We start from the raw sequence: 15,239 nt of genomic DNA, 5'->3' as shown, positions 1-15,239 counted from the left end.
TATGGCTAGAATCGCAATTGTGGGGATGGCTTGCTTGTTTCCTGGTGCATCTAATATGCGCCAGTTCTGGGAAAACATCTGCAATGGCGTGGATGCGATCAGCGATGTGCCAAACGCACGTTGGGATGCTAGCTATTTCGATCCGAACTCGAAGGCGGTAGATCGTTTCTACTGTCGCCGTGGTGGTTTTGTGGATGACTATGCAGATTTTGATCCGTTGCAATTTGGCATTATGCCTAATATTGCTGAGGTCGTTGAACCGGATCAACTGCTTACCCTCAAAGTTGGCTATCAGGCGTTGCAGGATGCAGGCTACAGTGATCGTGATTTTGCCCGTGCTAGGACGGGTGTTATCGTCGGGCGTGGTAACTATGTGAGTGCTGGGGTGCTACGGTTAGAGCAGCATGTGCGGATGTTGCCGCAGATTATTCAGACCCTGCGTGACTTATTTCCTGATATGAGCGAAGAGGCGTTGGCGGAGGCGCGTACGCGCTTGCAAGCGGAGCTATCCTATTATGGCCCCGATATGGCCTCAGGCCTGATTCCAAATCTGATTGCCTCGCGTCTTGCCAATCGTCTGGATTTGCATGGTCCTGCGTATACGGTTGATGCCGCGTGTGCCAGTTCCTTATTGGCCGTTGAGCAGGCTTGTGCCATGCTGTCACAGGGTGATGTCGACATGATGTTGGTCGGCGGCGCTCATCTGACACATGATTTGACCTTCTGGGCGACATTTTGTCAGTTGGGGGCATTGTCTCGGCGTGGCGTTATCAGTCCACTATCGGCAGAGGCCGATGGCATTCTGGCTGGCGAAGGCGTGGGCATGGCCGTACTGAAACGTTTAGAGGATGCAGTGACGGATGGGGATCGGATCTATGCGGTGATCGAAGGGACAGGCTCATCCAGTGATGGTCGCAGTAGTAGTTTGGTCGCACCTTCGGCTAAAGGTCAGGGCATTGCACTAGAGCGTGCTTGGCAGAACTTGCCCTTTACACGTGATGATATCGGCTTGGTTGAAGCACATGGAACCGGGACCCCAACAGGGGATGAGATCGAGCTTGAGACCATGGCGGAATTTTTTGGTCCACATGCCGGGAGTGGCGAGCGTCCCGTAATTGGCTCTGTAAAGTCCATGATCGGTCATACTATGCCTGCCTCAGGGATGGCGGGTTTAATCAAGACGGCGCTATCGATTCATCATGGTGTACTACCACCGACTTTGCACTGTGCGGAACCTCATCCTCGACTCGCGACGACGCGATTTCGTGTTACGGCAAAAAGCGAACCGTGGTTGCAACCGCGTGAACAGCGGATTGCTGCACTGAATGCGTTTGGGTTTGGCGGTATCAATGCCCACCTGGTGCTGCGCGGCTTGCCCGGTGATCCTACAAGTAACTCGGTGGCGGCCTTACCCGACGTGTTGATGTTGGCCGCAGAAAATTCAGAAATATTGCTCACTCATTTGGATGCCGTGATAGCCGGTCAAGTGGTGCCTCAAGGTTTGGGCGATTGTCGCTTAGTGGTGATTGCTCCTGATGCCAAGCGTTTAGTGACTGCACGAAAAGTCGTGGCGACAGGCAAGCCACATTCCGGACGACAACAGATTTGGTTTACCCCGCGCGGATTACTCACGGCGGGAGGCAAGTTGGCTTTTATCTTTCCGGGAGTGGATAGTACATTCTCACCTCAGGCAACTGATCTTGCAGGTTTCTTTAATCGGCCATTACCTGCATGGTGTCAGACGCTTGACCCGAGTCAAGACCTGCTGAAAGTCGTCCTTGGCCTCCTCGGATTTAATCGCTTTTTATTTGAAATCTTGACGGGACTGGGCATTAAACCACAGGGATTCGCTGGGCATAGCGTGGGTGAATGGAGTGCCATGCTGACCTCAGGTATGATGGATCAGGCTTTATCAGATCGGACCAATGCAGGTCTTGATTTTGACGCCATGCGTTTTCCCGATGTCCAGTTCCTTGCAGCTGCCTGTGGTCAAGCGAATTTAAGCGCCGCGTTGGTCGATCTATCCGAGATAGCGATCTCTCATGATAACTGCCCACATCAGGTCATTGCCTGTGGGCAGCGCAGTGCAATTGTGGTGACCGCTGAACGTTTACGCAGTCAGGGCATCTTTGTCCAAATCTTACCCATTGTTTCAGGGTTTCATTCTCCATTATTTGCCGATCATATGGATTGGTATCGGGATTTCTTTGGGGCTGCAGAGCTGCGTGAACCCGCGCTTCCAGTATGGTCTGCGACCAGTACCAAGCCTTTTCCCAAGGACATGGATGCGAAGCGCCAGTTGGCGTTGGATCATTTACTTGAACCGGTGCGTTTTCGCGAGCTAACAGAAGCGCTCTATGACGATGGCTTTCGCGTTTTTGTTCAAGTGGGTACCGGCTCACTTCCCGGTTTTATTGATGACACGTTGACGGGTCGGCCACACCATGCACTGCATGCTAATCACGAAGCGCGTAGTGGTCTTGCACAGTTACAGATGCTGAGTGCTGCGCTTTGGGTCGAAGGGGCCGAGCTGGATTTAAGATTACTGCAATCGACACAAACACAGCCGCCGCAAGTGGCAATGGATTCGCCACTGAGTGCAACATCCCGACGTTTAACGCTGGGCGTTCCATTGCTGCGTGTTCATGATCCTCTCCCTCGTCAATCTCGTTTGGATGCTGGGCGATCGGTTGCAGTACCTCGCTTATCTGATTCCATCGTATTGCCCAATGATCCTGTCGGTCGTTTGATGCGCGATACCTTGGCTGATATCGAGCAGGCTGGGCGTGACGTACTGGCGCTTTGGCAGCAACATCGGGCGGGTCATATCGCACCAGCATCGTTACCAGCTGAGTTGTTGACGACATCAACGGCTTTACATCTCGATACTCGGGTTACGCGTCTTTTGGATTTAGAAACCACCATTCCTTGGGTGAAGGATCACGCGCTTTATCCGCAGCGACCCAACTGGCCAATCATGGCCGATTGCCATCCAGTCGTGCCATTGACCATGGAGGTGATGCTAGTGCGGGAGGCTGTCGAGCAGGCGATTGCAAATCTGCGTCCAGCTTGGAAGGTGATTGAAGTGCGCAGCATTCAAGCCTATAACTGGTTGGTGGTCACACAGCCCGTAACGGTTGAAATTACCTTGCAGTCCGTTGCAGAAGACACGATCGCTGTGGAAATCGTCGGTTATTTTAAAGCGCAAGTTGTCGTGGCGGCTGAATGGTCAGCCGTGAAAACTCAAAAGATGGCACCATTACAACAGACTCGGAATACGGCGGTGAGTGCACAAGAGCTCTATAGCCAAGGCTGGATGTTCCATGGTCCAGCCTATCAAGGGGTGGAGCAGCTTAAACAGATTGGGATCAATGGCATTGATGGTGTGCTGCGTGTGCCCAGTGGCAGTGGGTCCTTACTGGATAACATGGGGCAGCTAGCGGGTTATTGGGTGATGGAACAGCCGGATAATTGCTTGGCGATGCCGATCGGTGTGGATTGCATTCGTTTTCACGCCACTGATCCCATACCCGGTGATCTGACCACGGCAGAGGTGCGTGTTCGCGAAGTCGATACCCTCAATTGCGTCAGTGATCTTGTGCTGCGTAACGCACAGGATCAGGTGTGCATCAGCATCGACGGCTGGCGCACTCGCCGTTATCAGATGGACAAAGCATTCTGGGAAGCATCACGATTATTGTCTAAACATACCGTCTCAAAGCGCGTGCCGCCCAACGTCATGCTCTTTGATGATCGTTATGATACGGCAATATTGCGCGATTACATGAGTCGGCGTTATCTGACAGAAAAAGAACGCCACATCTATGAGAACTTGTCACCACGCAAGCGTCGGCAGTGGCTCAGTGGCCGAGTTGCAGCCAAGGATGCAGTACTGGCTTGGGTTCGTGAACGAGGCGCAAGCTCAGTCTATCCGCAAGAAATTGTGATTGTGAATGATGAGCAGGGTGCGCCGCATGTCCATGCAAATGTCACGAAGAGTGTGCATGATCATGGGGATGATCATTTACATATTTCGATTTCGCATAAGGACCATCTCGCAGCAGCGATTGTGGGTATTGAACCGGTTGGCATAGATATTGAACGCGTAGAACCACGGGATGCAGATTTTATTGCCATGGTTTTTAGTAACCAAGAGCAAGCACTCTTAATGCAGACCGCCGAGTTGCCGGAAGTCTCCTATACCCGAGGCTGGGTGGCCAAAGAAGTTGTCGCCAAGGCCGCAGGGACTGGGCTCGGCGGCCATTTACGTGACTATATCGTCACGGCACGTGATGGAGACTGCCTGCTCATTAATGATCGCTGGGTCGTCACGCATCATCTGCATGATCATATCTTGGGGTGGAGTTTAGATAGTCAGTTGTCCTTTTCTCAAGAAGAATCTGAATCAACCACACACGAATTTCTTTAATAACATTATTAATAATAGGGAAGTCTAAGAGGTGACTATGAGTGATAACCAAACAGTTTTAGCAGTTGTGATTGAGAGGATTCGTACATCCATTAACGAAGACTGGATCATGGACTATGAGATTGATGCCACGACGCGTTTTAATGATGATCTTGAAATTGAAAGCATTGAATTTGTCAAAATTGCCAATGCCATCCAGCAACATTACGGTACGCATTTGAATATTGCCGATTGGCTAGCGGGAAAAAGTATTCATGAATTGATTGGATTAAGTGTGGGTGAACTGACTGATTACGTGAGCGCAGCATTAGCGAAAGGATAAAACGTATGGCACGAATTCTATTTACGGCGCCACCACTGGTTGGGCATCTTAATCCAGCCCTTGCCCTTGCGGCGGTCCTTGAGCGGCATGGACATGAGATTGCTTGGGCTGTACATGCTGAGCGAGTGGGTTCTCGACTGCCTGATGGTGCACGGGTCTTTTCGCTGGATGCGGGTGATGCGGTCAATGGCATTGAAGTTCCTGCGGTCCGTGGCATAGAAAGCGTACGTTTATTCTTTGAGGATTATTCGATTCCGCTAGCCGAGCAAAGTTTGCCTCTGATTGAAGAAGCGGTCCGCAGCTTCAAACCCGATGTGATGGTGGTCGATCATCAAATGCCTGCAGGGGCGTTGGTCGCACGCAAATTTCAGTTGCCGTGGGTGTCTCTCGTCACCACAACTGCATCCATCCTCAAGCTATCACCTATGCTTGATGCGTGGGTTGCTGAGCAATATCTGGGATTACAAAAGCGCTATCTGCCGCCTCACCTGACCACGGAGCGCCCGGATTTCTCACCTTACCACGTCATTGTGTTTTCGATCGAAGCGCTGCTCGGTCAGGAGCACGCTCGGGTTGATGCACCTTACGCCTTTGTTGGTCCAACACTGGGTGGCGGACGTCGGCATGTTGATTTCCCCTGGGATTGGTTTAAAGAGGATACAAAGAAACTATATGTGAGCTTAGGGACGGTGAGTCGAGATCGAGACACGCGTTTCTTCGAAGTGATCATGGAGGCCTTGACGGGTCTGGATCATATACAAGCCGTCATGGTGGCGCCTGCCGTTCTGAAAGATCTAGCGCCGCCTAATGTATTGATTTCTGATTTTGTACCGCAATGGGAGCTGCTACAAAAGGTGGATGCGGTGATTTCACATGCTGGACATAACACAGTGTGTGAAACGTTGTCTCATGATCTGCCACTTATTGTGGCTCCAATCCGTGATGATCAACCCGTTATTGCTCGGCAAGTGATTGATGCGGGTGCAGGGATCTTTATGCGGCATGGCAAAGTGACTGCCAATACGGCACGTAAAACCATCCTTGAGCTGTTTGCCAATTTGCAGCTTGGTGTCGAGTCAGCACGTTTAGGCGCAGCTTTAAGAGCCGCGCCCGGTGTAGACGGTGCTGCAGAGATTGTGGAAAGTTTACTGCAGCCTCAGCAATTACGAGTAGGTGGCTAAGGGATGCAGACAGTCATTCATCATGATGTTGAGCTGTCTACGTTGAGCTTAGGGCCAGAGGGTGGTGAGCCCGTCATTCTGCTACACGGCTTAGTTTCAGGCAATATGGCGACGTGGTATACCTCAATCGCTATCCCGCTTGCGACTACAAGTCGTGTGGTGCTTTATGATTTACGTGGACATGGCAACAGTAGTCTTCCACAGCAAGGTTTTGATCTAGATAGTCAGGTTCAGGATTTGCTTGCTGTATTGAATTATTGTTTGGCAGGGCGTCAACCTGTTGATCTTGTTGGCCATAGTATGGGAGCTCTGATCGCACTGCGCTTTGCACTGCGTTTCCCGCACCTCGTTCGTCGACTGGTGCTAGTCGACGCACCTATGCCAGCCAAGCAATGGGTTGCACCTAGTTTGGTGGCTGCAGAATCAAGTTCTGTGTTGGCACAGTGGATCAATGAACAACCCTATTTGGCCAACGACGTGCGTGGCCGACGACGGGAACGGATCCATAAGCGTTTAGAGTCGCTCTTGTTTGGAACGAGCATTGTTGCCGATGTCTTGGCGATGGATGCTGAACCTGATGAGGACCTTCGGGACTATACCCAGCCCGTTCTTCTTATTTATGGCCGTGCATCACCGTGTCTTGCGGCAGGGCATCATTTGCATGAGACTCTGCCCAATGCAGAATTGCGCTTGTTGGACTGCGGTCATTATGTGCCTGTGGAGGCACCCGATGCGCTACGCCAAATCCTTGAACAGTATTTAAATAAAAAAACACAACGCATCACGGAATCCGAATAATGGACACAAATAAGGACAATGTCGCGGTATCGGCGCTTTATACGGCAGGCACATGGCAATGGGCAGGTTTACCGGGTGCTGATGTGGTGACCCCAGCGGACTCTGAACGCGTTTTCAGTTTTGTAAATCGCTATATGGTGTTTTATACCTTTTTAAATCCCAGAACGTTTTCTCTGCGCCATCAGCTTTTGCATCGCCACACGGCAATAGACTATTTGCGTGCGCAGTCTGGCTGTACGCGCACGGTGGAGGTCGCTTGTGGTTTTTCACCGCGTGGCGCTAGCGTGAGTGCGGACCCCGCACAGGAATATATCGAAATCGATTTGCCAGATATGATCACCTTCAAAGAAGGGCAACTCCAAAAAAGTGCTGAAGGCCGCGAAGTCTTAGCCCGTGCCAACTTCAAACTCCGTTCCGATAACATTCTGACGCTCGACTTTGCCGCAAATTTTGCTGATCGACGTACGGCGGTAATTACCGAAGGGTTGATGATGTATTTTTCACGCGAGCAACAGTTACCGATATGGCAGTCGATTGCGCGGTTGGTCAATGCGACAGAAGGGGTCTATCTCTTTGATTATATCCCCTTAAGTGAGGAGCCAACTCGGAGCTGGTTAGGCGCTATTCTGCATTTTTTTCGAGTGAAACTATTTGGCAAGGGTGATTTTGCTTACGATCAACGTGATCGCGACGATGTTGCTCAAGATTTGCGTGCTAGTGGTTTTGGTCAGGTTGAATCGTTTAGCACAGGAGAGATTGCAAGTCTCTGGAACTTGCCACAGGCGAATGTGCCGAGCCGGACGATTATCTATTGTTGCAGTGCAAGTTCGACGGCGCCTCTAGCGACTGAGGAGCCAATATGAGTCAACCTCGCTATATCCGTCGTCTATCTGCATTGGAGCGTTACTCTTTAGTGCTGGATCGGGTCTATCGTTACCATGTCGATGCGATTCTTGAAGGTCGTGGGCAGGTGAACCCTGCTCTTTTACAAAGTGCAGTTGATCAGGCTGCGGCCGCCAATCCTGCGATTCGCGTACGTCTCCGTGGTTTCTTAGCCTATACCAAATGGGTGGATAGCGGTATTTCACCGCAGGTGCGTGAAATGCCTCTGTCGGATTGGGATGGTAGCAGCGAGCAACATGCCGATTTTCTGAAAGAGCGTTTCGATGTGATGCGTGGCGGTGCGGTTGCCGATGTATTAATTGTGCCATGCCGTGATGGCTATACGCGGATTGTTTTTCGAGGCTTACATGCCGCTTTTGATGGTCGCGGTTGTTTGCATTGGGTTACTGAAGTCTGCCGAGCGATGCGTGGTGAGACCCTGCAAGGCTCAGACTCGTCTCTGACTGATCTGGATATACAAGCGCAGTACGAAGACCAGATTGAGCCCGAGCCTCCTCAGACTCCCTCCAATTGTATTCCCGTTGTGCCGCCCGATGTTGATCATGCACAAAAGCCACTCGCCTATATCTGGCGCCGCACTGTTATTGACAATAATGTCTCGCAGATGCTGACCCGCACTGCGATATTTTTGGCGGAATGGGCACGTAAGCGGGAAGAAGGTGATGTGGGTTTTACCATTCCAATTGATTATCGCGGCCTACGTACGAACGAAATGAGTATCGGTAATTTGACCGGCTATGTGCGTCTGACCGTACCAACTGATGCAACATCACGCCAATTGATGCAGCAACTCATTGGCAAAATTCGTGCAAAAGCAGATTGCCGACAATTCCCCGGCATTCATAAACTGCTCTGGATGCCTGTTTGGCTGATGCTGCGACAACTGATGCCAAAGGTGGATACCATTTTGCATACGGTGACACCCGCATTACCCAGCGGTGGTATTGTGTCGATGGGGAATTTCGTTGCCCAAGATTACTCTTTCGCAGGGTTTGATGCGCATATGCTTTACGGCATTCCCGGTGCGGTCGGTAAAATCAATGTGGTTTTTACCAATTACCCCAACTTTACGACAGTCACTTTTGCGGCGCCAGCGACGTATAACGATCATGGTCAGCTTGATGAGCTCATCACCGCCTTTCAACAGCATTTTTCGAATACAGGAATTACACCTTGAGTGACATTGATATCAATAAGTTGAGGGTGGACCGTCAGCAGACTTCATCCCCAATCGTGACGAAGAAACGCCGTATCAAAGTGTGGCATATCCTTGTGCTACTCGTCGTTGCAGCTTTGGCTTATTTTCATTTCTTTCCTTCGGCAGTGCTGGTACAGACCACGCAGGTGGTCAGTGCTTGGCCATCTCAGCAGTATGTCCTACTTGATTCTACGGGCTATGTGGTAGCACGACGTAAGGCGGCTGTGGCCTCTAAAGGGACAGGACGAGTGGAATGGTTAGGTGTCAGTGAAGGTCAGCATGTCAAACAGGGAACGGTGATTGCTCGGCTAGAAAACCATGATGTTGCTTCAGCCTATAAAGCGGCGGTCGCAAACAGTGATGGCGCAGCTGCGGGGGTGCTCTCCGCGCAAACGGTACTCAGCGATGCCAATGACAATTTACACCGTGTCTCTTTTCTTTATAACAAAGGCTTGGTCGCGCAGATTACGATGCATGAGGCACTTTCACGCGTGACACGCGCAAAACAATCGGTTGCAGGTGCCCAAGCCACCTTGGCTGCGGCAAGAGCGAATCAGGACAATGCGCAGAGCGCGCTGGACTATACCGAAATCCGCGCACCTTTTGATGGTGTCGTTATCGCCCGCTCTGCCAATGTTGGGGACATCGTTACGCCACTCTCATCGGCGGCTGATGCAAAGGGTGCTGTTGCGGTGATGGCGGATATGAGTACTTTAGAAGTGAATGCCGATGTGTCTGAATCCTCACTGGGGAGTATCAGTGTCGGGCAACCCTGTGAAATTGCTTTAGATGCATTTCCAGATCGCCGTTTCCGTGGTGAGGTGAGCGCAGTGGTCCCTGCGGTCAATCGTGCCAGTGCCACGGTGACCACCAAGGTGCGGATTATTGACATCGACTCCAAAATACTGCCGGACATGAGTGCTCGCGTGAGTTTCTTGTCCAAGCAAGTACCTGCAGATCAAAACAAGCCCGTGCTTGCAGTGAGTCCGCAGGCGATTGTCAAACGTCATGATCATGATGTGGTCTATACCCTGTCGGCAAAAAACACAGCACAGGAGATCCCTGTGACGGTGGGCGCACAGTTGAGCGGTGTGCGTGCTATTCAAGGCAATCTTAAGGTGGGAGAGGTCCTTGTTTTAGAGCCAGCCAAGAAAATCGTTGATGGCACGTTATTAAAACTGCCGGAGACACATTGATGCCTACGCTGATTAGCATTAGTAATCTGGTCAAGACGTATCAACGGGCTAATCAGCTGGTTCCTGTGCTATTGAATATTAATCTTGAAATTGCAGAGGGAGATTATGTCTCGCTGATGGGGCCATCAGGATCAGGCAAAAGCACGCTGCTGAATTTGATCGCGGGTATTGATAAACCAACTAGCGGTTCATTACTGATTGGCAATGTAGATATTGCTGCCTTGCCGGAAAGTGAGCTTGCGACTTGGCGTGCAGGAAATGTGGGTTTCATTTTTCAGTTTTATAACTTGATGCCGGTCTTGAATGCGTTTGAAAATGTTGAATTACCACTCTTGTTGACGGGACTAAATAAGTCTCAGCGCCGTGAGCATGTAGAGACGGCATTGTCCATGGTGGGATTGAGTGATCGGATGGATCATTATCCCAATGAGCTTTCAGGCGGGCAGCAGCAGCGGGTGGCGATTGCGCGAGCATTGATCACAGACCCTACGCTCATCGTTGCAGATGAACCGACTGGAGATCTTGATCGCCAGTCGGCAGATGATGTCCTGAGTCTTTTGGATCGCTTAAATTCTGAGCTAGGAAAAACCATTGTCATGGTGACGCATGATCCCAAATCGGCGGCACGGGCCAAACGCCTCATTCATCTTGAAAAAGGTGTTTTAATCTCCGCAACAGAAGATCACTGAGATGAAGGCCGCCTATATTTTTCGTCTCGCCAGTAGGAATATGTGGCGGAGTCGTCTGCGCTCGGTACTGACCATTGCAGGGATTGCAGTTGCAATCATTTCTTTTGGTTTACTGCGTACCGTGGTGGATTCTTGGTATGCAGGCGCTGAGTTAGGTGCTTCGGGTCGTTTGATCACCCGCAACGCGGCCTCACTGGCTTTTCCTCTGCCACTCAGTTACGGCGAGCGGATTCGCCGTCTTCAAGGTATCAATGCCGTAACGTGGGCGAACTGGTTTGGCGGTATTTATATTGATGAAAAACATTTCTTTCCCCAATTTGCCGTTGATCCTGAAAGCTATTTTAAGGTCTATCCTGAATATGTGATTGACCCGACTGAACTTGCGGCATTTCAGCATGATCGCCGAGGCGTGGTCGTCGGTAGCAAAACGGCCAATAAATATGGCTGGAAAGTGGGGGATCAAGTGCCGCTTAGAGGCACGATCTATCCCGGGACATGGAGTTTCACCATTCGCGGGATTTATCACGGGCGTGATGACAAGGTGGATACCAGCCAATTCCTCATGCATTGGGCTTATGTCAATGAAAACATCAAAGCATTGGTCCCTTCACTTGCTGATCGTGTCGGTATCTTTGTGATTGATAGCAGCAATTCTGCCAATGCCGCGATTACATCAGCAAGCATTGATAGCTTATTTCGTAATTCTTTATCAGAAACTCGTACCGAAACGCAAAAAGCTTTTCAACTGGGATTCATTTCGATGGTCGATACCATATTGCTTGCGATTCAAACCGTTGCTTATGTGGTCGTCCTGATCATCATGGCGGTGATGGCAAACACCATGGCGATGGCCGCGCGTGAACGTACCCGTGAATATGCGACGCTAAAAGCCTTGGGCTTTAGTCACGCCTTTGTCTACAGTCTAATTATTGGTGAGTCGGTCACGATGGCTCTGCTTGGTGGTGGTCTTGGGATTGCTTTGACTTTTCCTTTATCGAAGGCTTTTTTCTCAGCCACGCGTGATTTGTTTTTAGTGTTTGAAGTGATGCCGATGACGATTATGTTGCAAGTGATCGCCTCTTTACTCATCGGTATCATGGCTTCACTGGCTCCAGCCATTAACAGTTCTCGAGTGAGAATTGTGGATGGCCTACGTGCTGTGACTTAAGGGGGACATATGAAACGTGGATTATCTTTTTCATATGTGGCCCGTAATCTCGTGGTACGTAAACTCACTACTATTCTGACCGCGAGTGGTATGGCGCTGGTGGTCTTTGTATTTGCGGCAGTACTCATGACGTCGGCAGGTTTGCGTCAAACCCTCTCTGGGACAGGTTCCTATGACAATGTCATGATTATTCGACAGGGCTCTCAAACTGAAGTACAGAGTACGATCAGTCGTGAGCAGGCTAATATTCTCTCTTCATTACCGGGCTTATCAAGTGATGGTGTGGGCAATCCCATTTTGTCACCTGAAGTACTGGTACTGGTGAACATGCCACGTAAAGATGGTGGGGGGCTGGCGAATATTGTGGTACGGGGTACGAGTGAAAATGGCCTGCATATGCGCCCCCAAATTCATATTCAATCTGGAAGACAATTTAGACCGGGCTCTTCGGAGGTCATTATTGGTAAGGGCTTAACCCGTGGAAAGTTAGGATTACGTTTAGGCGATACGATGAGTTTTGGTTTACGTGAGTGGCGGATCGTCGGGGTCTTTGACGCTGGAGCGAGTGGCTTTGACTCTGAGGTGTGGGGAGACGGCGAGCAAATGATGCAAGCTTTCCGTCGTCAGAGCTACTCTTCGGTGGTTGTGAATCTGCGGGATCGTGCCAGTTACGATGTCTTTGCCGAAGCGGTGAAACAACAGCCCCGCCTCAATGTCGATATCCGCCGTGAGTCTTTATTCTATGCCGATCAGTCTGAGAAGATGACCAATTTTATCGATATTCTGGGCAATACCATCACGATTATTTTTTCGGTGGGGGCCGTGATCGGGGCGATGATTACCATGTATTCCAGTGTGGCGAATCGCACGCGAGAAATTGGTACTCTAAGAGCTTTAGGATTTCAAAGAAGTAATATCGTCTCGGCATTTTTACAAGAAGCGATGTTACTGGGCTTTATCGCTGGTGTTTTTGGATTAATCGGTGCGTCATTCATGCAGCTTGTTGAAATTTCGACGACCAATATTCAGACTTTTTCTGAGGTGGTCTTCAAACTGATTTTGACGCCTGCTATTGTATTGCAAGTCATGTTGTTCTCTTTATTCATGGGTGTATTAGGTGGCGTTTTGCCTGCGATACGGGCTTCACGTCTGGAGATCGTCGATGCCCTTAGAACAGGTTGATGCGTTATCACGCTTGCCCCCCTTAACGCCCGTGACAGAAATCAATCGGCGTGTTTCAACGCCGGAGTACTATCACGCCAGTGTGGGCGTAAGCCCGAAGACACTTGAAGGCCCCCGCAAGGTCATCTTTGTGTTAGCAGGCGTTACAGATGGTTCACTGCAAGCAGAAGATTGGCAACGCGCTATTGACCAGATCACTGCGGTAAATCCTGGACTCCGACTGCGCTGGAATGGCAGTCTGGGGTTCTCACGTTGGACCAGTGATGGTTTACCGCCCCGATTACGTATGATTAATCATTGTGATTGGGATTTGAGCTCAAGTGCTGGCGCTGAGTTCATTACCGAGACGCCTTTATCTCTGCGTGAGGGTCCGACTGTTGAATTCATTATCGCTAATCAAGGCAATGGTCGTGTGCTGGTCATTTTACGTACGCTTCATGCTATTGTAGATGGCATGGGCAGCTTTCATGTGCTCTATGAGTTGTTTCGTGCCTTGCGCGGAGAGCCATTGCTCGGCAGTAATGCCTCCTTTAGTGATGTCGATTTGATGCTTGCGGTACAAGCTCCCAAAAGTGAGTCCATGCATCGACCCACATGTTGGCTTACAGGAGAGCCTGAAGGCGATACGCAAGGCGATGATTGGTGGCGTATTAAGCTGGGTCCTGTACGCAAGCAATTGTTGGCTCATTTGTCCGTGACACTAGCCGAGTTTGCGCACCAGCGTAGCGAATTGCCGGTGATGGTTGCGATCCCCGTGGATCTACGTCGTCATGCACCGGGTTTAATCTCGACAACCAACTTTAGCAGCATGGTGTTGGTGCGATTGGAAAAGGGCGATGGGATCGGCGTTTTTAAAGAACGGCTACAGGCTTTACTGGATGCCAAGCGTGATGCAGCTTTTGCACCGATTTTAAATTTGACCCGTTGGTTGCCTCTATGTTGGTTTGATCAATTGTTGGGGCGTACTGAGAAGAATTATTTGACACGGAAGCCTTTAGAGACATTTTTGATCTCTAATTTGGGGCGGTTGGATGTTGAAGGCATGAGTGCGCCAGGGTTCATCGTGGACGACATGGTTGCGCTTCCGCAGCCAGGTACACCCTTCGTTGTTTTATGTACGATTGATGGTGAGGTAGAAATCATTTTGGGCCTGCCGCGTATTTTGTCGAATCATGGTCGTGTTGAAGCGTTGACCACTTTTTTACAGCAGCGGATGACGGACAACGCATAACAATAGATGGTATCAAGTCAGGTTGTTATTTGAGCCAGCGAAAATAGGAGATAGGGTCATTAGTATTCGCGATAGAGCCAAGGTCTGGAAAAGCACCATCAATGAAATCTTCATTTACGATGCGGTGAAGCTTTTTGAGCCATTCCGATATTTTTTCTTTATCGGCGGATTAGTATTGTCTGTTATTGCATTGGTGTATAAGACTGAATTAGATGGATATACGGGTTATTTACCCTCATCTATCAATAGTGGAGGAATCGGTGCCTGTCGATTCTTGGTCGATGCTTATATTCCACTGGTTCTGATTTATTTTATATGTGTGCTAATGGGTCTGAATAAAGAAAGAATTTATCAAGCGAATCTTGCTATTAAAAGAAATAAGTTCGCCAAAAAACCTGTTCTTCTCGCGACTATATTTTTACTTGTTGTCCCGTACATCTTTTTCATCAGTCATAGCCCAGCCATGAGTTCGTTCTTTAATTTAAACAAATATGGCAATTTGGTGGTTTCGATTCCTTTATTTAGCTATAGCACCGTACAGTCTTTTACCATTGTGGCATGTAGCCTACTGGCCCGAAGATTTGCAGTTTATGATGAGCAATAAAACACGCTATTCTAAAAAGCTTAAAACCGCCTTAAAACGATACAAATTTCACGTTTCCGCCTACAAACTGACCACTTGATTAAATAAGAGAAGAAAGGGTTTGACAGTTGATGTGGAATGTATAGAATGCACCCCACAGCGACGGTGACTGGCTTAGAAATAAGTAAGTAAAACAGTAGCTTAAGTGTTTTAGGGAGTGTTTGAGTAGTTTTGGCGTTTGGATTTGTTGTTTTTTAGATCGTGCGATGTGCGAATTAAAAATAGATAAAGATTAGCGTTGACAATGAGAAAAACTTCTGTAGAATACGCCTCCTACCGCAGCGAACCAGACGATGGTC

General features: G+C 49.6%; 12 protein-coding genes. All 12 read left to right on the top strand.

Annotated elements, in window-relative coordinates; all coding sequences use genetic code 11:
• The first annotated feature begins 1 nt into the window (after position 1).
• The 12 genes from ACLHG7_RS08205 to ACLHG7_RS08150 are packed head-to-tail and all read left to right on the top strand — an operon-like array spanning position 2 to position 14,901.
• Positions 2–4,429, top strand: coding sequence for a beta-ketoacyl synthase N-terminal-like domain-containing protein (locus ACLHG7_RS08205; RefSeq protein WP_410210569.1), 4,428 nt, complete (start codon positions 2–4; stop codon positions 4,427–4,429).
• 37 nt (positions 4,430–4,466) lie between these two features.
• Positions 4,467–4,751 (top strand): phosphopantetheine-binding protein, encoded by a 285-nt coding sequence (locus ACLHG7_RS08200; protein ID WP_410210568.1) that lies wholly within the window; start codon positions 4,467–4,469, stop codon positions 4,749–4,751.
• 5 nt (positions 4,752–4,756) lie between these two features.
• Complete coding sequence (locus tag ACLHG7_RS08195) at positions 4,757–5,932, top strand: glycosyltransferase (protein WP_410210567.1); 1,176 nt, start codon at positions 4,757–4,759, stop codon at positions 5,930–5,932.
• A gap of 3 nt (positions 5,933–5,935) precedes the next feature.
• A complete protein-coding gene (locus ACLHG7_RS08190; protein ID WP_410210566.1) occupies positions 5,936–6,730 on the top strand; it encodes an alpha/beta fold hydrolase in 795 nt (264 codons plus the stop codon).
• Complete coding sequence (locus ACLHG7_RS08185) at positions 6,730–7,593, top strand: class I SAM-dependent methyltransferase (RefSeq protein ID WP_410210565.1); 864 nt, start codon at positions 6,730–6,732, stop codon at positions 7,591–7,593. Before ACLHG7_RS08190 ends, ACLHG7_RS08185 begins: the two co-directional genes overlap by 1 nt.
• Entirely contained in the window at positions 7,590–8,810 is a 1,221-nt protein-coding gene (locus ACLHG7_RS08180) for a hypothetical protein (protein WP_410210564.1), read from the top strand. The genes ACLHG7_RS08185 and ACLHG7_RS08180 overlap by 4 nt, the downstream gene beginning before the upstream one ends.
• Complete coding sequence (locus ACLHG7_RS08175) at positions 8,807–10,027, top strand: efflux RND transporter periplasmic adaptor subunit (protein WP_410210563.1); 1,221 nt, start codon at positions 8,807–8,809, stop codon at positions 10,025–10,027. The genes ACLHG7_RS08180 and ACLHG7_RS08175 overlap by 4 nt, the downstream gene beginning before the upstream one ends.
• Complete coding sequence (locus ACLHG7_RS08170) at positions 10,027–10,716, top strand: ABC transporter ATP-binding protein (protein ID WP_114897858.1); 690 nt, start codon at positions 10,027–10,029, stop codon at positions 10,714–10,716. The genes ACLHG7_RS08175 and ACLHG7_RS08170 overlap by 1 nt, the downstream gene beginning before the upstream one ends.
• A gap of 1 nt (position 10,717) precedes the next feature.
• Entirely contained in the window at positions 10,718–11,884 is a 1,167-nt protein-coding gene (locus tag ACLHG7_RS08165) for an ABC transporter permease (protein WP_410210562.1), read from the top strand.
• A gap of 9 nt (positions 11,885–11,893) precedes the next feature.
• Entirely contained in the window at positions 11,894–13,066 is a 1,173-nt protein-coding gene (locus tag ACLHG7_RS08160; RefSeq protein WP_410210561.1) for an ABC transporter permease, read from the top strand.
• Positions 13,047–14,297: a hypothetical protein gene (locus ACLHG7_RS08155; protein ID WP_410210560.1), complete on the top strand. Its 1,251-nt coding sequence runs from the start codon at positions 13,047–13,049 to the stop codon at positions 14,295–14,297. Before ACLHG7_RS08160 ends, ACLHG7_RS08155 begins: the two co-directional genes overlap by 20 nt.
• 22 nt (positions 14,298–14,319) lie before the next feature.
• Positions 14,320–14,901 carry a hypothetical protein gene (locus tag ACLHG7_RS08150; protein WP_410210559.1) on the top strand — a complete coding sequence of 194 codons (582 nt, stop codon included), beginning with the start codon at positions 14,320–14,322 and terminating at the stop codon, positions 14,899–14,901.
• Positions 14,902–15,239: the final 338 nt, after the last annotated feature.

Source organism: Aquirhabdus sp., assembly GCF_046462495.1.
Classification (GTDB): Bacteria; Pseudomonadota; Gammaproteobacteria; order Pseudomonadales; family Moraxellaceae; genus Aquirhabdus.
Note: the sequence above shows the minus strand (reverse complement) of the source record. Positions and strands in the feature narration are given on the sequence as shown.

Bases quoted from the DNA above. Each gene is read 5' to 3' on its own strand.
- ACLHG7_RS08190 (WP_410210566.1), top strand. From the start codon at position 5,936: ATGCAGACAGTCATTCATCATGATGTTGAGCTGTCTACGTTGAGCTTA.
- ACLHG7_RS08205 (WP_410210569.1), top strand. From the start codon at position 2: ATGGCTAGAATCGCAATTGTGGGGATGGCTTGCTTGTTTCCTGGTGCA.
- ACLHG7_RS08160 (WP_410210561.1), top strand. From the start codon at position 11,894: ATGAAACGTGGATTATCTTTTTCATATGTGGCCCGTAATCTCGTGGTA.
- ACLHG7_RS08165 (WP_410210562.1), top strand. From the start codon at position 10,718: ATGAAGGCCGCCTATATTTTTCGTCTCGCCAGTAGGAATATGTGGCGG.
- ACLHG7_RS08180 (WP_410210564.1), top strand. From the start codon at position 7,590: ATGAGTCAACCTCGCTATATCCGTCGTCTATCTGCATTGGAGCGTTAC.
- ACLHG7_RS08155 (WP_410210560.1), top strand. From the start codon at position 13,047: ATGCCCTTAGAACAGGTTGATGCGTTATCACGCTTGCCCCCCTTAACG.
- ACLHG7_RS08170 (WP_114897858.1), top strand. From the start codon at position 10,027: ATGCCTACGCTGATTAGCATTAGTAATCTGGTCAAGACGTATCAACGG.
- ACLHG7_RS08185 (WP_410210565.1), top strand. From the start codon at position 6,730: ATGGACACAAATAAGGACAATGTCGCGGTATCGGCGCTTTATACGGCA.
- ACLHG7_RS08195 (WP_410210567.1), top strand. From the start codon at position 4,757: ATGGCACGAATTCTATTTACGGCGCCACCACTGGTTGGGCATCTTAAT.
- ACLHG7_RS08200 (WP_410210568.1), top strand. From the start codon at position 4,467: ATGAGTGATAACCAAACAGTTTTAGCAGTTGTGATTGAGAGGATTCGT.